Origin of the sequence: Arsenophonus apicola (genome assembly GCF_020268605.1) — a bacterium.
In the GTDB taxonomy this organism is placed as follows: Bacteria; Pseudomonadota; Gammaproteobacteria; order Enterobacterales; family Enterobacteriaceae; genus Arsenophonus; species Arsenophonus apicola.
The window spans coordinates 711,638-733,469 of sequence record NZ_CP084222.1; the positions used below are offsets into that span (position 1 = coordinate 711,638).

Annotated in this window: 17 protein-coding genes and 1 tRNA gene; 5 read left to right on the forward strand and 13 right to left on the reverse strand. The window is 38.1% G+C overall.

Going from position 1 to position 21,832, the window contains the following annotated elements:
- Positions 1–36 precede the first annotated feature (36 nt).
- From pgk to dnaQ, 5 genes are all read right to left on the reverse strand, one after another.
- The gene (gene pgk, locus LDL57_RS03070; protein WP_180560596.1) at positions 37–1,200 is read right to left on the reverse strand and encodes a phosphoglycerate kinase; all 1,164 of its coding nucleotides are present in this window, start codon (positions 1,198–1,200) and stop codon (positions 37–39) included.
- A 75-nt stretch (positions 1,201–1,275) separates the two neighbouring features.
- Positions 1,276–2,307, reverse strand: a complete 1,032-nt coding sequence (epd, locus tag LDL57_RS03075; RefSeq protein ID WP_180560597.1) for an erythrose-4-phosphate dehydrogenase — start codon at positions 2,305–2,307, stop codon at positions 1,276–1,278.
- Between the two features lie 270 nt (positions 2,308–2,577).
- Positions 2,578–4,572 (reverse strand): transketolase, encoded by a 1,995-nt coding sequence (gene tkt / locus LDL57_RS03080; RefSeq protein WP_180560598.1) that lies wholly within the window; start codon positions 4,570–4,572, stop codon positions 2,578–2,580.
- Positions 4,573–4,900: 328 nt separating this feature from the next.
- A tRNA-Asp gene (locus LDL57_RS03085) sits at positions 4,901–4,977 on the reverse strand.
- Positions 4,978–5,094: 117 nt separating this feature from the next.
- A complete protein-coding gene (gene dnaQ, locus LDL57_RS03090; protein WP_180560599.1) occupies positions 5,095–5,859 on the reverse strand; it encodes a DNA polymerase III subunit epsilon in 765 nt (254 codons plus the stop codon).
- Positions 5,860–5,918: 59 nt separating this feature from the next.
- Here dnaQ and rnhA point away from each other — a divergent pair, with 59 nt between their 5' ends.
- Complete coding sequence (gene rnhA, locus LDL57_RS03095) at positions 5,919–6,389, forward strand: ribonuclease HI (RefSeq protein WP_180560600.1); 471 nt, start codon at positions 5,919–5,921, stop codon at positions 6,387–6,389.
- On the opposite strand, the gene LDL57_RS03100 is transcribed toward rnhA, so the two are convergent.
- Positions 6,386–7,102 (reverse strand): methyltransferase domain-containing protein, encoded by a 717-nt coding sequence (locus LDL57_RS03100; protein WP_180560601.1) that lies wholly within the window; start codon positions 7,100–7,102, stop codon positions 6,386–6,388. The two genes, rnhA and LDL57_RS03100, sit on opposite strands and share 4 nt — an antisense overlap.
- 44 nt (positions 7,103–7,146) lie before the next feature.
- On the opposite strand from LDL57_RS03100, the gene gloB reads away from it, so the two are divergent.
- Positions 7,147–7,899, forward strand: a complete 753-nt coding sequence (gene gloB, locus LDL57_RS03105; protein ID WP_225507042.1) for a hydroxyacylglutathione hydrolase — start codon at positions 7,147–7,149, stop codon at positions 7,897–7,899.
- A 90-nt stretch (positions 7,900–7,989) separates the two neighbouring features.
- The gene (gene mltD / locus LDL57_RS03110; RefSeq protein ID WP_180560603.1) at positions 7,990–9,354 is read left to right on the forward strand and encodes a murein transglycosylase D; all 1,365 of its coding nucleotides are present in this window, start codon (positions 7,990–7,992) and stop codon (positions 9,352–9,354) included.
- A 101-nt stretch (positions 9,355–9,455) separates the two neighbouring features.
- Here mltD and LDL57_RS03115 read toward each other — a convergent pair whose 3' ends face one another.
- Positions 9,456–9,821 (reverse strand): ribonuclease G, encoded by a 366-nt coding sequence (locus LDL57_RS03115; protein WP_180560604.1) that lies wholly within the window; start codon positions 9,819–9,821, stop codon positions 9,456–9,458.
- A 306-nt stretch (positions 9,822–10,127) separates the two neighbouring features.
- Between LDL57_RS03115 and LDL57_RS03120 the strand changes: the two genes are divergently transcribed.
- The gene (locus LDL57_RS03120; RefSeq protein WP_180560605.1) at positions 10,128–11,042 is read left to right on the forward strand and encodes a two-partner secretion domain-containing protein; all 915 of its coding nucleotides are present in this window, start codon (positions 10,128–10,130) and stop codon (positions 11,040–11,042) included.
- A 128-nt stretch (positions 11,043–11,170) separates the two neighbouring features.
- Here the strand turns inward: LDL57_RS03120 and eno are convergent, their stop codons facing one another.
- From eno to dgt, 6 genes are all read right to left on the reverse strand, one after another.
- The gene (gene eno, locus LDL57_RS03125) at positions 11,171–12,472 is read right to left on the reverse strand and encodes a phosphopyruvate hydratase (protein WP_180560606.1); all 1,302 of its coding nucleotides are present in this window, start codon (positions 12,470–12,472) and stop codon (positions 11,171–11,173) included.
- A gap of 66 nt (positions 12,473–12,538) precedes the next feature.
- Positions 12,539–14,176 (reverse strand): glutamine hydrolyzing CTP synthase, encoded by a 1,638-nt coding sequence (gene pyrG / locus LDL57_RS03130; protein ID WP_180560607.1) that lies wholly within the window; start codon positions 14,174–14,176, stop codon positions 12,539–12,541.
- A gap of 224 nt (positions 14,177–14,400) precedes the next feature.
- Positions 14,401–15,192 (reverse strand): nucleoside triphosphate pyrophosphohydrolase, encoded by a 792-nt coding sequence (mazG, locus tag LDL57_RS03135; RefSeq protein ID WP_180560608.1) that lies wholly within the window; start codon positions 15,190–15,192, stop codon positions 14,401–14,403.
- 72 nt (positions 15,193–15,264) lie between these two features.
- Positions 15,265–17,499 (reverse strand): GTP diphosphokinase, encoded by a 2,235-nt coding sequence (gene relA / locus LDL57_RS03140; protein WP_225507044.1) that lies wholly within the window; start codon positions 17,497–17,499, stop codon positions 15,265–15,267.
- Between the two features lie 13 nt (positions 17,500–17,512).
- Entirely contained in the window at positions 17,513–18,853 is a 1,341-nt protein-coding gene (gene rlmD / locus LDL57_RS03145) for a 23S rRNA (uracil(1939)-C(5))-methyltransferase RlmD (RefSeq protein WP_180560610.1), read from the reverse strand.
- Positions 18,854–19,396: 543 nt separating this feature from the next.
- Positions 19,397–20,923 carry a dGTPase gene (dgt, locus tag LDL57_RS03150; RefSeq protein WP_180560611.1) on the reverse strand — a complete coding sequence of 509 codons (1,527 nt, stop codon included), beginning with the start codon at positions 20,921–20,923 and terminating at the stop codon, positions 19,397–19,399.
- Between the two features lie 121 nt (positions 20,924–21,044).
- Between dgt and mtnN the strand changes: the two genes are divergently transcribed.
- Positions 21,045–21,758, forward strand: coding sequence for a 5'-methylthioadenosine/S-adenosylhomocysteine nucleosidase (gene mtnN / locus LDL57_RS03155; RefSeq protein WP_180560612.1), 714 nt, complete (start codon positions 21,045–21,047; stop codon positions 21,756–21,758).
- The last annotated feature ends 74 nt before the right edge of the window (positions 21,759–21,832 follow it).

Here is a 21,832-nt window from a genome sequence, read left to right on the forward strand (position 1 = left end):
GTAAGCAATACTACCTGTCATTTTCTTCAGATATAATTACTGTTTTGCGCGTTCTTCTAACACGACAACGGCAGGTAATTTTTTACCTTCCACAAATTCAAGAAAAGCACCACCGCCAGTAGAAATATAAGAGATTTTATCTGCAATACCAAACAGATCAATGGCCGCTAATGTATCGCCACCACCGCCAATAGAGAAAGCTTCGCTCTCAGCAATGGCTTGTGCAATCACTGCGGTGCCATGACGAAAATTAGGGAACTCGAAAACCCCAACCGGGCCATTCCATAAAATCGTTTTTGCCTTTTTAAGGATATCAGCCAAACGTTTAGCAGTTTCATCACCTAAGTCCAAAATCTGCTCATCATCTTTAACATCATTAACCGATTTCATCACCGCTTGTGCCGTTTCAGAAAATTCGGTTGCCACACGAACATCGGTTGGCACAGGAATATCGCAAGTCGCTAATAATTTTTCTGCTTCTGGGATCAAATCATCTTCATATAAAGAACGGCCAACTTTATGACCTTCAGCAGCAATAAAAGTATTGGCAATACCCCCTCCGACAATAATCTGATCGGCAATTTTTGCTAAAGAATCCAAAACAGTTAATTTAGTAGAAACTTTTGAACCACCAACGATTGCAACCATTGGACGAGCTGGCTCTTTTAATGCTTTACCTAATGCCTCCAACTCAGCAGATAATAGTGGACCTGCACATGCGATAGGTGCAAATTTTGCCACTCCATGAGTTGAAGCTTGAGCTCGGTGAGCGGTACCAAATGCATCCATTACATAGATGTCACAAAGTGCGGCATATTGCTTAGATAGAGTTTCATCATCCTTTTTTTCCCCCCTATTGAAGCGAACATTCTCAAGAACCACCAGCTCGCCATTAGCAACTTCCACCCCATTTAAATAATCTTTTACCAAACGAACAGGGTAATCAAGCTTATCTGCTAAATAGTCTACAACGGGTTTCAATGAAAACTCCTCATTATACTCACCTTCAATAGGGCGACCTAAATGAGACGTTACCATTACCTTTGCGCCTTGTTTTAAAGCGCTTTCAATCGTCGGTAAAGAAGCACGGATGCGTGCATCAGAGGTAACTTTGCCATCTTTGACAGGAACGTTTAGGTCAGCCCGGATGAATATTTTTTTACCCGCTAGATCTAAATCAGTCATCTTAATTACAGACATGGTGAATCCTCTCGTTGATTCTCTAAATTATTAATCTTCTGCTGTGTATGGAGAACAGTATGCCCATACTGTCTGTCAACAGATAGATTTGTTGAAACCAGTAGCAGCCATTGCTAATGTCGTATCAAGCATACGATTGGCAAAACCCCACTCATTATCACACCAAACTAAAAGCTTAATCAGGTGTTCTCCACTAACACGTGTTTGCGTACCATCGACAATAGCACTGTGTGGATCATGATTAAAATCAGTTGATACTAACGGCAATTCAGTATAATCAACTATACCATGAAATGAATCCTTTGCTGCCTGTTGCAATAGTTGATTGACTTTCCTTACCGTTACTTTAGATCTTACCGTCACACTGAGATCAATTGCCGTTACATTGATAGTCGGCACGCGAACCGATATGGCTTCAAAATGATCTTTGAATTTAGGCAATATTCGAGTGATCCCAGCAGCTAATTTGGTATCAACAGGAATAATAGATTGGCTAGCCGCACGTGTTCGACGTAAGTCTGGATGATAAGCATCGATAACCGGCTGATCATTCATTGCAGCGTGAATTGTTGTCACTGTACCAGACTCAATATCCAAAGCATCATCTAATATTTTTATCACAGGAATAATACAATTTGTGGTACATGATGCGTTTGATACCAATTGATCACTATTTTTCAAACTGGTTTCATTAACACCATAGACAATAGTCGCATCTAGATCAGTACTGCCTGGATGGGAGAATAGAACCTTTTTTGCACCACTGGCTAAATGCGCATAACCATCGGCCTTTGAACCATAAATACCAGTACAATCAAGTACTATATCAATATCCAATGCCCGCCATGGCAGTTTTTCAATCTCAGATTGATGAAAGAGATGAATCTTGTCATTACCCACCACTAACGAATCGTTATCCAGGTGCACATCCCAGCCAAATCGACCATGACTAGAGTCATACTTCAATAAATGCGCTATCCCTTTTGCAGTAGCAATTTCATTAATCGCAACAACAGTTATTTGAGCGCGGTGATCTGATTCATAAAGCGCTCTTAAAACACTACGCCCTATTCGCCCAAATCCATTAATTGCCACTCTAACTACCATACTATTCCTTCAATTTAACAACTGATTTATTAACGGCTAAGAATACTGATAATTACAGCTTTTGTACTGAGGATTTTTGTTGTCAATCATAAAAAGTGTGCTTTTGATCAATAAATCTCTATCAACTTCAAAACTGAAACGTTTCAGCTAAACGTAAACAGGTTACGACATTAAAAAGATGTTCGCAATAGATCAAGATCATCGGCTTAAATAAAAAAAGCGTATCTAATCATATAAAATTGACCAGTACGCTCACACCGTTTCTGTCAATTACGACAATAAAGATTTTGCCTTTGCAATCACATTTTCCACGCTAAAACCAAATTCTTTAAATAAAATCTCAGCCGGCGCTGACTCGCCAAAAGTATGCATACCAACAACCGCACCGGTTGTCCCCACATATTTGTACCAATAATCAGCAATGCCCGCCTCAACAGCAAGTCGTGCTGTCACCGAACAGGGTAATACAGACTCACGATATGTGGCGTCCTGTTGATCAAAAGTATCCGTTGATGGCATAGAAACCACCCGTACTTTATAGCCTTCCGCGGTCAACTTTTCGTAAGCCTTAACAGCTAATCCAACATCAGAGCCGGTTGCTATCAAAATAAGGGCTGGTGTTCCTTCACAATCTTTCAGCACATAAGCCCCTTTAATAATGTTGGCTAACTGTTTAGCATCACGTGGCTGCTGCTCAAGATTTTGACGGGAAAAAATCAACGCACTTGGCCCCTCTTTACGCTCAATCGCATATTGCCAAGCAATGGCTGATTCCACCTGATCGCAGGGACGCCAAGTACTTATATTAGGCGTCATACGCAAACTAGCTAATTGCTCAACAGGCTGATGAGTGGGGCCATCTTCACCCAGGCCAATAGAATCATGAGTATAAACAAAAATACTACGAATTTTCATTAACGCAGCCATGCGTACTGCATTACGGGCATACTCAACAAACATCAAAAAAGTTGCGCCATAGGGTATAAAACCACCATGCAATGCGATGCCATTCATAATTGCCGACATACCAAATTCACGGACACCATAGTGAATATAATTACCGGCTAAATCGTCATTTATTGATTTAGAAGCCGACCACATAGTCAAATTACTAGGAGCTAAATCTGCAGAGCCGCCTAAAAGTTCAGGCAATACCTTACCGAAAACTTCCAATGTATTTTGTGAAGCTTTACGGCTGGCAATATTGGCGGGGTTACGTTGTAATTCGCTTACGAAATCATTCGCCAGAGCTTGCCAATTTGCCGGTAATTCAGCGTGGGTACGACGTATAAATTCATTGGCAAGTTGCGGAAAAGCCTGTTGATAGGCGGCAAATTTTTCACGCCAGGCGGTCTCTTTTTTCTGCCCTATTTCGCGAGCATCCCAGGCTTGATAGATATCTGCTGGTATTTCAAAAGCTGGATAAGGCCAATTTAGTGCCGTCCGGGTTTCAGCAATATCCGTTTCACCTAATGGCGAACCATGCGCTTCTTCAGATCCCGCCTTATGTGGCGAGCCATAACCAATTATTGTCTTGCAGATTAATAAAGAAGGTTTATCGGTAACCTTACGGGCTTGTTCTATTGCTGACTTTATTTGTTCTGGATCATGTCCATCAATACCCTTGATCACATGCCAGTGATAAGCAGCAAAACGTTCAGCAGTATTATCCGTAAACCAACCTTCTACCTCACCATCGATTGAAATGCCATTATCATCATAAAAGGCAATCAGTTTACCTAGTTTTAGTGTTCCGGCCAGTGAACAAGCTTCATGTGAAATACCTTCCATCATGCAACCATCACCCATAAATACATAGGTATAATGATCAACAATAGTATGCTCAGGACGATTAAATTGCGCAGCTAACGTTCGCTCGGCAATAGCAAACCCTACAGCGTTTGCAATCCCTTGTCCCAGTGGGCCAGTCGTGGTTTCAACACCTGGAGTATAACCATATTCAGGATGTCCCGGTGTTTTGGAGTGAAGTTGGCGAAAATTTTTTAATTCTTCGATCGGTAAATCATAACCGGTAAGATGTAGCAAACTATAAAGTAGCATAGAGCCATGGCCATTAGATAATACAAAACGGTCACGATCTACCCAGCTAGGATCAGCCGGATTATGATCCAAATAGTCACGCCAGAGTACTTCAGCAATATCCGCCATTCCCATTGGCGCTCCTGGATGCCCTGACTTTGCTTTCTGAACCGCATCCATACTGAGGAAACGAATAGCATTAGCAAGGATTTTACGAGTGATCATTGTTTACTCCATCTCGAATAAATAGCAAATTTCACACTGATTTTCTCAATGCTACTTTGTCATTTTAACAGTTAAAATTTAATCTAGGTACCTAGCCTAAATAACCAACGGTAACAAAACCTTAATTAATCACAAAGGAATCAAAATAAGTGAATGAAAAAATAATAACAACACAGTTTGTGCTACATCGAAAACCAAAACACTAACATCCTAATTTTTTCTAAGCAAAAAGGCTGTGAGATTGGATATGATTTTACTGGAAAAAAGGTGCCAATTTTCTAAAAAAGACAAAAAACCCCGAGACTTATTGCTCAGGGTTTCATAATATTGGCGGTGCGGACGGGACTCGAACCCGCGACCCCCGGCGTGACAGGCCGGTATTCTAACCAACTGAACTACCGCACCACGATATAATCGAGTTAAGAACGACCACGATATTACGAATCAGCTATCTATACGTCAATATCTTTTAGAAAAAAAATCACTGTTTGCACATTTTTTCAGCTAAAAAAGCAATAGTGGTTAATGTTTAACCTGCTCTTTTTCACTATTATTCGATCGCCAAAGCGAAATCCTGCCACTTTTCTTTTCAATCAAATCCAGTCGTTCCTCATGGGCAGCAATTTCTTCTGGATTTGCATAAATTATGCTTAATCCAGACGCCTCTCTCTTTATTCGTTTAATATCCCCTACATAAACCTCACTACCCGGCTCAGAATCAACTGAAAAAGCTAAAGAGGTTTGGCCTCCTGTCATTGCCATATAAACTTCGGCCAAGATCTCAGCATCGAGCAATGCGCCGTGTAAGGTACGCTTTGAGTTATCAATATGATAGCGATCACATAAAGCATCAAGATTATTCCGTTTTCCCGGAAACAACTTTCTGGCCAGCACCAAGCTATCTGTGATCTGACAAAAGTTGGCGGTTGGTGGAATATCTCTATTTAACTTAGAAAATTCATAGTCCATGAATCCAATATCAAAAGGGGCATTATGGATCACTAACTCAGCACCGCGAATAAAATCTAAAAATTCATCCGCTATTTCGGCAAATGTGGGTTTATCCTGTAAAAACTCATCACTAATACCATGAACTTCGAAAGCTTCAGGATCAACTAATCGTGTTGGTTTTATATAAACATGAAAATGACGGCCGGTCAGGCGGCGATTAATTACCTCTACCGCCCCAATTTCAATAATATTATGCCCTTCATAATGGATCCCTAGCTTATTCATACCAGTAGTTTCCGTATCAAGAACAATTTGTCGTGTAATCACTGTGCTCATAGTGCCTTTTTATGTCAGACTTAGGGTTATAAATCACCAATAAAATGAGTTTATCAGAAATGACGAAACAGGTAGAAATTTTCACCGATGGTTCTTGCTTAGGTAATCCAGGCCCAGGCGGCTATGGTATTTTACTCCGTTATCATAAACATGAAAAAACATTGAGCAAGGGCTATTTTCGTACCACCAATAATCGTATGGAGTTAATGGCTGCCATTATTGGTTTGGAAACGCTGAAGCACTCCTGCCAGGTTATTCTAACCACAGATAGTCAATATGTACGTAAAGGGATCACTCAATGGATACACAACTGGAAAAATCGCCAATGGCGACGTGCAGATAAATCGCCTGTTTTGAATGTTGATTTATGGCAACGATTAGACGCAGCAATTTCGCGACATCAGGTAGAATGGCACTGGGTTAAAGGCCATGCGGGTCATCCAGAAAATGAGCGATGCGATGAATTAGCAAGAAATGCAGCAAATTCTCCAACAGAAGAGGATAGCGGCTACCAGGCGGAGCAAAATTAATGACGTTTACGCCAACACTTAGCTATCCCAACTGTATTACCTATTTTCAGGCGGGTTCGCATAAGTTTTTTTGGTGTTGGCGTCAACGGTAACGTTCTTTTACGGGCAATGATAAGATTAATACAACCGGCAAATTGCAAATTTTTATTGATAAAATGGTTAGGACTTACCCAAGGTATCATTTGAAAACTTTGGTGATGCAGTACTTCGTAATTCAATAAGCTCAACCAATCAAGTTGACGCCAGGTTGAGAACATATGACTAAGGTAGGGTTGCCGCTTACGCAAAAAAGGAATACATTTCCCTATCCCTAACAAACTAAAGGGATTAAAATTAGATAAAATTAGCCAACCATCATCAACTAAAATTCTATCGGCTTCACGCAATAACCAATGTGGGTTATTAGTGTAAGATAGTTGCTGAATCAAAAGACAGGCATCAATCGATTTGTCCTCAAAAGGCATTTTATTAGGATCACCTAATAATTGAAAGTTGCTACCGGCAAGATTCATGCTAAATTGATGAGTAATCAGCGATGATTGAGTGTCAATTTGTAAACTCAATTGACCAATTTTTAACAAATGGAAACCAAATATTTTTGGCCACCATGGTTGTAGCTGCTGGTTCAATGCAATACGATAATACTCTCCCCATGGGATATCTTCCCAGGAGTCAGGCATTTTAGACAGTTGAGCAATACGAGCTGACTTCATTGTAATATCCTTCTAACCCATTAGCTATGAGGCATTATTATATTATGGAGCTTATCAGAATTCCTTCCCTAGTTGATAATTATATATGGCTATTAATCAATCAAGGTAATTGTATTATTGTTGACCCTGGTACCGCTAAGCCGGTACAGCAATTTTTACAACAAAATGCCATACAGCCAGTCGTTATTTTACTCACTCACCACCACCATGATCACGTCGATGGTGTCAAAGAATTACAAAGTTATTATCCAGAATTAGTCGTTTATGGCCCAATGGAAACCAGTAATAAAGGAACAACATGTGTTATAAAAGGTGGAGAGCAGCTAAACTTTGCTGGATTTTCATGGCAAATTTTAGCTGTGCCAGGACATACACTAGGACATGTTGCTTACTATCAAAAACCTTATCTATTTTGTGGTGATACCCTATTTTCTGGTGGTTGTGGACGTATATTTGAAGGTACAGTTGAACAAATGTATCACTCGATTGAAACCCTTAAAGCTTTACCTGATGAGACGTTAGTCTGTTGCGCACATGAGTACACCGCTGCCAATATGGCATTTGCCAGTTATTTATTACCCCATGATGAGGCGATAAAAGCCTTTACTTTAGCCGTCAATCAAAAACGAGCCCAAAAACAACCCACACTGCCATCACAACTTAAAGTTGAAAAAAAGATTAATATTTTCTTAAGATATGACGATCCAAATTTACAAAAAGTATTGGGATTTTCGCCTGCTACTGCTTCAAATTGTGATGTGTTTGCCAAAATTCGCAAACTAAAAGATCGCTTTTAAATTGATGGTTGTCATTAGCTAACGAGATCAGTATCATTGACCTCTTTATTAAGCAATTGAATAAATAACAGCCTAGGATAGGTTACATTAATGAAGACAAAAGCGATACTATTCGCCTCTGTTTTGCTTGTTGGCTGTCAAATGAACCCCAAAAAGCAAACACCAGATCCGTCTTCAGCCAATCAAGATATTGAAACCACCGCTTGGGAATCAACCTATTTAATAGAAAATGATTTGTGGGGTTATATTAGTAATGAGCTGAAAATGGATATTCCTGCTAATGCCAGGATCGCAAATCAAATCAAATCTTATTTAGCCAAAAAAAGCTATCTGCAGAATGTGACATTACGCGCAGAGCCTTACATGTACTGGATTGTTGAAAAAATTGATCAGCGTAACTTGCCAATGGAGCTGGCCTTAGTTCCTATTGTGGAAAGCGCTTTTAATCCCCATGCAACCTCTCAGGCACAGGCAACAGGATTATGGCAGATTATTCCATTGACCGGTCAATCCTATGGATTAAAACAAAATAAATGGGTTGATGAACGCAGAGATGTCGCTGCCTCTACTACTGCAGCGCTAAATTTACTTCAACGTTTAAATAATTTATTCGACGGTGATTGGCCTTTAACCTTGGCTGCTTATAATTGTGGTGAAGGCTGCGTACTTAATGCCATTAAGAAAAATGAAACCCTTGGATTACCTACAGATTATTGGTCGTTATCATTACCTAAAGAAACCATGAACTATGTGCCAAAAATTTTGGCTCTCAGTGATATATTACGCAACAGCGATCAATATACATTGCCATTACCAACGACCAATAAAAATAATGCGCTTACCCAAGTGAATATCGGTGAACAAATTACTTTACCGCAAGCAGCTAGACTTTCTGGGCTGTCGTTAACCACACTTAAAGCCTATAATCCTAATTTAAAGCATAATATAACCCCACCCACCGGCCCCTACACTATTATGCTACCAACCGATAAAGCTGAGCTGCTTAAAGATGCGCTTTCTGATCAAGATGTATTGAACAGTATTCGTCTTGCAGTTGCCAAAAATAATAAACAGCTATTAGCTAAACAACTTGCTATCAGTAGTTATAAAGTTAAACGCGGTGATTCCTTATCGACTATCGCCAAACGTTTTAACATGACAACCGATAAACTTAAGTCACTAAATGGTATGAAAACAGCCAACTTGCGGATTGGGCAAACTTTAAAAATTAGCGGCAAACATAGTTATCGTACAGCAACTATGATTGCTAAAAATAGCACTTCCCTAGGCAAGAAAGGTAAAGTTAATATCAAGACCTACAAAGTCCGTCAAGGGGATTCCTACTATAGTATTGCTAAACGTCATGGTATCGATCTTAAGGATCTTATGAATTGGAATTCTGGCGTTAAAATAGCAGATTTAAAACCGGGGATAACATTAACTATTCACCTCTAATAATATTATGGAAAAATAACCCTTCTATTGAAAGGTTATTTTTCCTCATTAATAAAAATTGACAATTATTTCTTTTTATTATTAGGCATTGAGATAATAATCTATCCCGCCTGAACATGTCCGTAATCGGGACTAGTAAAATAAAAAATAGCAAATACTGAAAAAAATAAAAAATAGAGAATAATAAAAATCAGACTAATAATAAATGCAGCCAATCCAGCTCTATTCCAAGTATCCTGTACCACTTTAAACGTTCTTACATCATTATAGTTACCATTACACCATGCCCATTCATTCCCTTTAAAACCACATACAAACATCCAAATAAAATTAAATAGTGGAATAATACAAAGAAGTGGCCAATAAGTTCGATTACCAAACCCCCAAAAAATACTGAACATAAAAGCGCCCCAATTCCACCCTTTAACTTCTTCTGGCATCATTTTTTTCTGGATTTGATTTTCCATAATTAGCTCCTAAAATCACAAGTAAAAAGCAACTGAAATATAGACGATTTCAATATCAAAGCAAATTTTCTTTTTTATTGTATTTAATATTTATTATAAATAAAAAAATAAATAGCTATTTAATCAACTTAAAAAAATAAAATATTAGTTCATAAAATCATATTTATAATTAAAAATAATTTGACATTAATTATCTAAAGCAATTTTAAATAAGATTATTGGTAAAATCAAAATCTAGAATTTCATATATAATAAACCTGACATAAATTTTTTATCATAAATATATTAATGTTAAAAGGAGTTATAATGGACTATTACTCAATTTTATCCAAATTAAGTTTAAATTTTATATTATTTATTTTAATTAGTTTTAATAAATTTATTTATGCTGATACTTCTACTGTTGAAATTGCTAAACCACTGGAAAATGGAATTTCATATAATACTTTTTCTGAACTGCCTTTTAGTCAAAATAGCATTACCTTTAATAACGATATTCTGTCAAATCCAAAACTGGATAACACAGCGGCTATGATTATTATCGCAGAAATTACTAGTAATAAACACTCTAATCTACAAGGCTCAATCGGTATTAAAGGAACTATTGCTGATCTGATTATTGCCAATCCTAACGGGATCAGTTGGAAAAATGGTAAAACAGACAATGTCAAAAATCTGTCGCTTATCGCAGGTAAATTGGAAATCCCAGCGGAGAAAACGTTACAACAGCTGAAGAGTTTAAAATTCATTACCACAATAGGTAGCAGGATTAATTTAACTGATGATAGAGAAAATGCTTTGCCCATTAATAATCTGGTGAATATTGAGGCTAAAATAAATGTTGCTAAACTCAATCTTGTCGCCGATAAAATTACCATCAATGATAACATTACTCTTAACGCTGGACAGCAACATTTCCTTGCCGCAACTGGCGCGATTTCCTATAGCCTTCAGCAAGCTAATATTAAACTTAAGCACCTAATCAAACCGGATACTCATTTAACTTATTTACACCATAGTCAGTTTAAACTTGACCAACAAGCTATTGTCAAAGGACAAAATATTTTTCTGGAAAGCCATCCTTATCAATGTAGTAATAGTTATTCATGCAAAAATAATAATATTCAATTAAACGGTACGCTCATCGCGCAAAATTTTTCTCTACGTGGTGATAGTCTATTTGAAAATTCTGGATTGCTAATTTTTGGCCGGCAACCATAATAAATTGAAAACATCAATAAACCTTTGCCCTTATTAAACCATAACGACATCCAAAGGATAATTAATAAAAAGGCGAGATAACAATAAGTCTCTCGCCTTTAGTATCTGTTGAATCAACAACGGTAAACTTAAGCCTGGCCTTTCACTTCTTTTAGACCATTAAAAGGAACTTTTTCACCTAATGCTTCTTCAATACGAATTAATTGGTTATATTTAGCTACCCGATCAGAACGGCTCATAGAACCTGTTTTGATCTGACCCGCTGCTGTTCCTACTGCCAAATCTGCAATTGTCGCGTCTTCAGTTTCACCTGAGCGATGTGAGATAACCGCCGTGTAACCCGCATCTTTCGCCATCTTAATTGCCGCTAAAGTTTCGGTTAAGGTACCAATCTGATTGAATTTAATCAAAATGGAATTAGCAATACCTTTTTCGATACCTTCTCGCAAGATCTTGGTATTAGTAACAAATAAATCATCACCCACTAACTGAATTTTGTCACCCAACACTTTAGTCTGATAGGCAAAACCATCCCAATCTGACTCATTAAGCCCATCTTCAATAGAAACGATAGGATATTGTTTGGTTAATTCTTCCAGATAATGAGTAAACTCTTGTGAAGTAAAAGTTTTACCTTCACCTTTCAGCTCATAATTACCGGTTTCCTGGTTGTAGAATTCTGAGGCAGCGCAATCCATGGCTAAGGTAATATCTTTACCTAACACATAGCCTGCTGCTTCAACGGCTTCTTTAATTGCGGCTAAAGCGGCAGCATTAGATTCTAAATTTGGCGCATAACCACCTTCATCTCCCACCGCGGTATTCATGCCTTTGGCTTTTAATACTTTTGCCAGGTGATGAAAAACTTCTGAACCCATCCGGACTGCTTCTTTCAAGCTTTTTGCGCCGACTGGCTGGATCATAAACTCTTGAATATCTACATTGTTATCTGCATGTTCGCCACCATTGATAATATTCATCATCGGTAAGGGCATAGAGAATTTACCCGGCGTGCCATTCAATTCAGCAATATGCTCATATAAAGGCATGCCTTTTGCCGCCGCTGCCGCTTTAGCATTAGCCAGTGAAACGGCTAAAATCGCATTAGCACCGAATTTAGATTTATTTTCTGTACCATCTAAGTCGATCATGATTTTATCGATATTAGCCTGATCTTTGGCATCTTGGCCGATCAACGCATCAGCAATCGGGCCATTCACTGCGGCAACTGCTTTCAGGACACCTTTACCTAAAAAGCGAGCTTTATCACCATCACGTAGTTCCAATGCTTCTCGTGAACCGGTCGATGCACCAGAGGGTGCCGCTGCTAAACCAACAAATCCCCCTTCTAAATGAACCTCTGCTTCAACAGTCGGATTACCACGGGAGTCGATGATTTCACGCCCGATGACTTTAACGATTTTGGACATTAAATTTTCCTCAGTACAAGTTAAATTTCAGCCAATGGTAACAAATTAATACCATTAACCCATATCTCATTTCAGCTGGCCTTGCTGATATTCCTTCGCAGCTTTGATAAAACCAGCAAATAAAGGATGACCATCCCTTGGTGTCGAAGTAAATTCAGGATGAAACTGACAAGCTACAAACCAAGGATGGTTAGGATCCTCAATAATTTCCACCAGCTTATTGTCCGCCGAGCGTCCTGCAATACATAAACCCGCTTCTTCAATCCGCGCTAAAAGCATATTATTGACTTCAAAACGGTGGCGATGCCGTTCCATAATTGTGTCGCTATTGTATAACTCACGGACTTTACTGCCTTTCACTAAATGGCATAATTGACCACCTACTCGCATCGTACCGCCAAGATCACTCTTCTCATTGCGAACTTTAATATTACCACTGTCATCAGACCATTCCGTAATTAAAGCAACAACTGGATAGGGACAATCTGGCGCAAATTCTGTCGAGTTTGCCCCTGCCATACCGGCAACATGACGAGCATATTCAATCAGGGCAACCTGCATTCCCAGGCAAATACCCAAATAAGGAATATTATTTTCCCGTGCGTAACGTGCTGCCATAATTTTTCCTTCGACACCCCGTTCACCAAAACCACCTGGAACTAGGATAGCATCAAGTCCTTTTAGTAGCTCGCTACCACGCGCTTCAATATCTTCCGAATCAATCAGTTTAATATTTACTGTTAAACGATTTTTTAAACCGCCATGTTTTAACGCTTCAATAACCGATTTATAAGCATCAGGTAACTCTATATATTTACCTACCATGCCAATAGTTACCTTACCTACCGGGTTGGCTTGCGCATCAATAACCTGTTCCCATTCAGACAAATCAGCGGCTGGGCATGCAAGTTCAAATTTCTCACAAATATAATCATCTAACTGCTGAGATTTCAATAATGCAGGAATTTTATAAATTGAATCAACATCCTCTAATGAAATCACCGCTTTTTCCGGTACATTGCAGAAAAGCGCAATTTTTGCCCGTTCATTTACAGGAATAACCCGATCAGAACGGCAAATTAACACGTCCGGCTGAATACCAATAGAAAGAAGTTCTTTTACCGAATGTTGCGTCGGTTTGGTTTTAACTTCACCCGCAGCAGGTAAATAAGGGACTAAAGTAAGATGCAAGAAAAGGGTGTGTTTACGACCAACATCAACAGCTAATTGGCGAATCGCTTCCAAAAAAGGTAAAGATTCAATATCGCCCACTGTACCACCAACTTCAACCAAAACGATATCATGACCTTCTCCGCCACGAATAATCCGATTTTTGATCTCATCGGTAATATGAGGAATAACTTGAATGGTTTCGCCTAAATAATCACCACGACGCTCTTTACGTAACACTTCAGAGTATACGCGACCGGTGGTGAAATTATTACGGCGTGTCATTTTAGTACGAATAAAACGTTCATAATGCCCTAGGTCAAGATCAGTTTCTGCACCATCTTCAGTAACAAAAACTTCTCCATGTTGGATTGGGCTCATCGTGCCTGGATCAACATTAATATAAGGATCCAGTTTCATAATGGTAACATTCAGTCCACGGGCTTCAAGTATAGCAGCCAAAGAGGCTGCGGCAATGCCTTTGCCCAGAGAGGAAACTACCCCGCCGGTTACAAAAATATAATTTGTTTTCATGCTGAACCTGAAAATTTAGGTGTAAAAGACGATGAATATAACAGGACGGGAAAGCAGTATACCCTAACCTTAAATCTGCTACAAATGTTCTTAGCCTATTAAGGTTAATTTTCATCAATAATCTTTTAATATCAAGAATTAACTTTGGTCAATTCCCTGCAACAAATAGCTGCTCGATTATAACATTCTAACTAATATTTAATCCATTCAGCTAAAAACAGGAATCACTCTTTTTTAATTTGCTGCCAAAGTTTTTCCATTTCATCTAGTGTAGCATTTTCTAATGAACTGCCTTTGTTTAAGATCAGTTTTTCTACTTGACGAAAGCGGCGTTCAAATTTATGACACGCTTTCTGTAATGCTAATTCTGGCTCATGGCCAAGATGGCGCGATAAATTAACCACTGCAAAAAGTAAATCACCAATTTCTTCTTCAATACGCGACTGTATCGGTGCAGGCTTATTAATTTCTGCCAAAACTTCTTCAATTTCTTCATGCACTTTGGCTAATACTGGTGCAAATTCTTTCCAATCAAAACCCACAGCTGCACAGCGTTTTTGCATTTTATTAGCCTTCATTAATGCCGGCAGTACTGGTGGAATATCATCCAAAACGGAATGCTGGTTTTTTGCTGCTCGTTCTTTAACTTTATTTTTTTCCCAATCATAGTTTGCTTTATCGCTATTTACGCGTGATTGCCCAGCAAAAATATGGGGATGACGTGATATTAACTTTTGATTAACAACTTGGCAGATTTCATTAAAATCAAATAATGCTTGTTCTTTTGCCATTTGAGCATAAAAGACAATATGAAACAGTAAATCACCCAATTCTTCTTTTAAAGCAGCAAAATCCTGTTGTTCAATCGCATCAAGAACTTCATAAGTTTCCTCCAGCGTATAAGGCGCTATTGTGGCAAAAGATTGCACTTTATCCCATGCACAACCATGCTCAGGATCACGTAACTGAGTCATAATCAATAACAATCGTTCTATTGTACCTGAGTCCGTTTGCATGTAATTTCCATCCAAAGTTAATAAAGATCAAAAACCAATTAACGCACTGCTTGCTAAAACATGAGGTAATAATTACGACTTAATATGACGTTTTGCCTCGAATACATCAGGAAGTTGATTCAATTTCGCCAAAATACGACCTAAAACAGGTAAATTATAGATTTCAATATTCATATCAATCGTGGCCAATTGTTGTTTAATATCACTACGACTACTAACACTTAAAACATTTACTTTTTCATTAGCAAGGACAGTCGTGATATCTCTTAATAATCCACTCCGATCATTAGCAAGAATTCGCAGGCCTAATGAATAACCACTTGAGTAGTTTTCTCCCCAAATAGCATCGACTATTCTTTCTGGAGCGTGCAATTGTAGCTCAATCAGTTGCTCACAATCGATACGATGGATAGAAATACCTCGACCTTTGGTAATAAAACCAACAATATCATCACCAGGAATTGGCTGACAGCAACGAGCAATGTGGTGCATCAAGTTGCCAACACCTTCTACAACAATGCTACCACTATCCTTTACTGGCAAGCGGTTAGCAGATATTTTATCTTCCAACGTCTTTAAAGCGGCGCGATCGGCTTCTTCGGCAGTCGTTTGGCTAAATTTATTCTGTAAAAAATTTACCAGTTGATTAATACGAATATCACCAACGCCAATACCAGCGAGAATTTCATCCAACGAGTTAACGTTGTAGCGCGTTAATAACAACTTTTCAGCCTCTTTTAAACTTACCGCTAAATGATTAAGTTCGTTATCTAATATTTGCCTTCCTGCCTGGATATTTTTATCACGATCCTGCTTACGAAACCAATTGTGGATCTTAGCGCGACCACGACTTGTCGTAATGTAACCTAAATTTGGATTGAGCCAGTCACGGCTAGGGTTTGGATACTTTTGCGTGATAATTTCAACTTGATCTCCCATCTGTAAGTGATAGCTAAAAGGCACAATTCGGCCGCTGACCTTAGCGCCAATACAGCGATGGCCAACATCACTATGAATGTGGTAGGCAAAATCAAGTGGGGTTGAACCAGCAGGCAAATCAATAACATCACCTTTAGGAGTAAAAACATAGACGCGATCATCAAAAACCTGGCTACGAACTTCATCAAGCATTTCCCCTGAATCAGCCATCTCTTCCTGCCAGGCTATCAATTTTCTCAACCAGACAATACGATTTTCATAGCTACTCTCTTTGCCCGTTATTACTGCTCCTTCTTTATATTTCCAATGAGCAGCAATACCTAATTCTGCATCTTCGTGCATTTGTCGAGTCCGAATTTGTATTTCAATCGTTTTACCGTTTGGCCCTAATACCACAGTATGAATGGATTGATAACCATTTGGTTTTGGATTAGCAACATAATCATCAAATTCATCAGGTAAATGACGAAAATGGGTATGCACAATACCTAATGCAGCGTAACAGTCTTGCAAACGTTCAACGACAATCCGCACAGCGCGAACATCAAAAAGTTCATCAAAAGTCAGATATTTTTTTTGCATCTTTCGCCAGATGCTATATATATGCTTTGGACGGCCATAAATTTCTGCTGTAATGCTTTCCTGTAACATAAAGTGTCGCAGTGACGAAACAAAATCATCAATATATCGTTCACGATCAATACGTCGTTCATGGAGTAATTCAGCAATCTTTTTATATTCATCCGGGTGTAAATAATGAAAACAGAAATCTTCTAGCTCCCATTTCAATTGCCCAATGCCTAAACGGTTGGCCAAAGGAGCATATATATTTAAGCACTCTTTTGCTGCTAGGACTCTTTCATCTTCAGAGCGATCCCTTACCTCACGTAAATAGGCAATGCGTTCTGCTATCTTAATCACCACGCAACGAAAATCTTCCACCATGGCGAGTAACATCCGGCGAATATTATCTACCTGGCTAGAACTCTTGTCGCCTAATTGGTTAGCATTCAACTGGCGAATGGCGTCCATCTCCATCACACCTTTAACTAAAGCGTGCATGGATTTACCAAACTCAATATTAATAATTTCCTCATTGACAATTTTGGCATCAACTAGTGGAAATAGCATTGCTGCGCGCAGACTATCGAGATCCATACTTAATGTTGACAGGATTTCTCCCATCTCGATCCCACGCCAAAGTAATAATTGACTATTTTCATAGTGCTGAACTTTGCTAAAGCAGTAATGCCAAAGTTCAATTAACTTTTTTTCTGAGTCATTGTTGCTAAGTTTGAGACTAGCAACCCATTTATCAACGGCAAATTCACCTGCAGATGTCAAATGAGCGCTTCTAATTGCAACCATAATCTTTCCTTGCCTATTTGCTTGAATCGCGACAAAAAAGTGCCATAGACTCAAGATGACTAGTATGCGGGAACATATCTAACATCCTGACACTTATAAGTTGATAACCGGCCGTAAGTAATTGTTTACTATCTTTTACTAATGTCGTTAGGTTGCAGGAGATATAGACAACCCGTTCTGGCTTAAATTTGATAATATGTGGCATTACGCCTATAGCCCCAGCACGGGCAGGATCTAATAAAATTTTGTTAAAACCCATTTTTGCCCAAGGGTGGCAATCTATGTCACACTCAAGATCAGCTTGATAAAACTCATCATTAGTTAATCGATTTAAACTAGCGTTATAACGCCCTTGCGCTACCAATTCAGCAACGCCTTCAACACCAACAACAGAATGAACATGACGTGCGATGGGCAAGGTAAAATTACCCATGCCACAAAATAGATCCAACACCCTATCTTTCGGCTCAAGCGCCAACCAATCCAACGCTTGAGCAACCATTTTTTTATTGATTTCGGGGTTTACTTGAATAAAATTTTGCGGATCAAATGTCAATTTCATATTCTCAATAGAATAATAAGGATCACTATCATTACTTGCTGAACTAACAAGTTTAAGCCGATTAGCACTATTGTCGACCAAATAAACATTGAGATCATAGCTTCTGGCAAAAGCAGTTAATAACATTTTATCATCAGTAACTAACGGTTTAAGATGACGTAAGATAACACTTACACCGTTATCCGCATTAACAAGCTCAACATGTCCTAAGTGTTTAACTGCTGCCAATTTGTTTAAACAGTCAGCAACAGGCAGTAATAATTTTTCTAGTTCTGGTTGTAATACAGGACACATTTTCAGTTCTACCAACACATTTGATTGGCTTTGGCGAAATCCCATTTGTAAACGACGTTCTGACTGTTGGTAGTGGAGACCAAACCGCGCTCTACGGCGATATCCATACTCAATGCCTGCGATAACCGGCAATGATTTTACCGTTCTTCCCGTTGCTCCTTGAAATAAATATTCTAATATACTGGCTTTAGCCGCACGTTGAAGAGTTGGCGTCACATGTTGTTGTTGACAACCGCCACAGATGCCAAAATGACGACAAAGCGGCACCACCCGCTCAAGACTATCAGTCAATCGTTTGCTTACTTTTGCCTTGGCAAATTGTCTTTTATCTTCCGTAAGTTGAATTTGTGCTTGCTCACCTGGAAGTAAATTAGTAATGAAAATTGTTTTTCCTTGATAATGCGCGACACCTTGGCCCTGAGCGTCAAGACTTTCAGCTATTACTGTCAAATTATCGGGCTTAACTTTACGCTGCCTGGAAGAATAAAATTGTACCATATCATTAAGGTGTAAAATTTTGTTAGTCTATTAATTAAAGAAACTGCCATCTCATATATTGAGGAAAATTAAATTTACTTTATTCATTTTCTCAATGAGAGATGAAGAATAGTATCACATATCAAAGCAATTGATGTAAATTATCTACCATTAAATGTTAGTTGTTTGTAATTTAAAGGAATAAAACAATAGATATTTTTATTTTTGTAAAAAAATAAAAATTAAAAACAAGGCAACAAATTCTCCAAAAAAATAAACCACGATAATATTGTCAAATAATGTTATAACTTTATAACATAATAAAGTTTATTTAAATTTCAATTTCTAATTTATGTTATAACTAATTTAATAATAATTTTTAATAATTAATATTATCAAAATCACTTTGATTAGATAAATAGAAAAATTTAAATGACGATTATCTTCAAACTCAAAACGTTTTTCTCTTAACAAATTTTAGATGTATATTTAATTAATAGACATAGTCTAAAGCATTACTCAAAATATTTCCCAATATGTATTCAAGCAATGCTTATTTTGATTTTAATTTTTCACCGTAAATTTTCGATATTCCTGATAAGCGTAATGATCAGTCATACCACTAATATAGTCTTGTATAAGACGAGCTCGATAATAAAATTCTAATATATCTTTTTCTATCTCATCATTTGTACAAATTCCTTCAATCGCTTCTCCATAAGCCAAACAATGTTTAGTTGATAATTTATGCAATAGGCGGGTTTCGATGAAATATTTCTTATGATATCTATCTTGATAAAGCTGAGTAAAATCGGCGCGTGGCATTAATAATAAAGGACGATAGAAATTTAGTAAGCCACTAATTATTCGATAACCTTGTAATTCTAATTGTTCAACTTCGTGATGAGTAAATACATATTTATAGGCAACACCTTTCAATACCTCCAATAGATGATGTTCATCACTTTTATCTTCTAATAAGGCACTATTAAAACTTCCAGCATAAATTTCAGCTAAATGTTTAATAAAACGATGGGCACTATAGGATGCCAATTTACTAATAATATTAACTCTAAGATACATAAAAAATTGATCTTGCTTGCTACGCCTAGTTTCATTGTGATTAATACTTTTATAAGCTTTTTCTACCGTCTGTTCAAATAAGTCACCTTTTGCTTTTTTACCTGTTTCCAACCAACCTTGCCGTAAATATTCCAACAATTGATCAACACTAAAAATACCTTTTTCGACCGCATCATCTAAATCGGCAATGCAGTAAGAGATATCATCTGCCGCTTCCATTATGTAACAAAGCGGGAAACGACAATATGGCTCCATATCCAATTGACGGTACAACTCTTTAATAAAACTATCTTCCGACCAAAAATAACCCGGTTTTTTGGTTAAATAATCAAAATTTTTAGGAATTTCATCCAGTTGATAAGCACCTTGGGTATATTTTAAAATTGATCCAATTTGGGCATAAGTCAGGTTCAATTTTAATAATTGATGGATCATCCTAAGTCCCTGGGCATTACCTTCAAATTGACAGAGATCTTTACGCAATTGGCTACGAAGCAAATCCTTGTTAGGTTCATTTTTTAACTGAAGAAAATTAATCTGGCACTGATCATTAGCCTTTGATTTAGTAGAAATAAATTCCGCGTCAAGTAATGTTGAAAACCAGCTCTTAATGGCTGCTTCACCAAAATGGCCAAAAGGTGGGTTACCAATATCATGCATCAAACACGCCATTTCAATCAAACTTTCAAACGCATCAACTCGCTCAGACAGACCATAAGTTGCCAGCAATTTCTTCTTTTTTAATTGACTGATTACGGTCTTTGAAATAAAACGACCAATTTGCTGCACTTCTAATGAATGGGTTAAACGACTGCGAACCGCAGCATTTTGTTCTAAAGGAAAGACTTGCGTCTTCTGTTGTAATCGACGTATGGCTGCAGAATTAATAATGCGTCCCCGATCGCTTTCAAATTGACGATTAACTTGTTCCTCATTCTTGGTATCAACATTGTAATCACTATATTTACGCAGAAAATTGAGCTTTTGCCTAAAATCAATCTTGGACATTTCCCCTCCTGATGATGAAATATCCCCAACTAATGGACAGAGTTAACTTTTTTTTGTGTTCAATGTTAAAATGGCACGGATCTGACAACATGTCTAATTAATCAACGGTGAGTATGACACAATGAAAGTTGCGATAATAGGTGCAATGGAGCAAGAAGTGGCATTATTGCGTGAGCAAATTGATGCTCAGTCTACATTTTCACGGGGTGGCTGCGAAATCTATTGCGGAAAATTTGATGATCTTGATATCGCATTATTAAAATCAGGCATTGGTAAAGTTTCGGCGGCAATAGGAACAACCTTACTAATAGAACATTTTGCGCCTGAATTTATTATTAATACTGGCTCCGCCGGCGGGTTAGTACCTACTTTGCAGGTTGGTGATATCGTGGTCTCCAGCCAGGTTTGCTATCATGATGTCAATGTCACTGCCTTTGGTTACCAACCTGGCCAAATGGCACAATGTCCGGCCTCATTTAATGCGAATAAAAAATTGATAACGCTGGCCGAAAAATGTATTGAAAAATTGGATTTACATGCGGTTTGCGGTTTGGTTTGTAGCGGTGATAGCTTTATTAATGGTGCTAAAGAGCTAACCTATATTCGCCAAACTTTCCCTGAGGCCATCGCAGTTGAAATGGAAGGGGCTGCAATTGGTCATGTATGTCATCAATTTGGTATCCCATTCGTTGTTGTACGTGCAATTTCTGATGTCGCTGATAAAGAGTCTCATCTCTCTTTTGAGGAATTTTTACCCGTCGCAGCTCGTCAATCAAGCCTAATGGTGCAAGCAATGTTAGCCAATTTAGCTAACTTAAGCCAAAGCAGTAAATGAGCGATTAACAACCTTTTCGGCATGTTAAAATAGCACCTTCATACTAAGGGTTATCAATTACCCTTAGTAAGGTT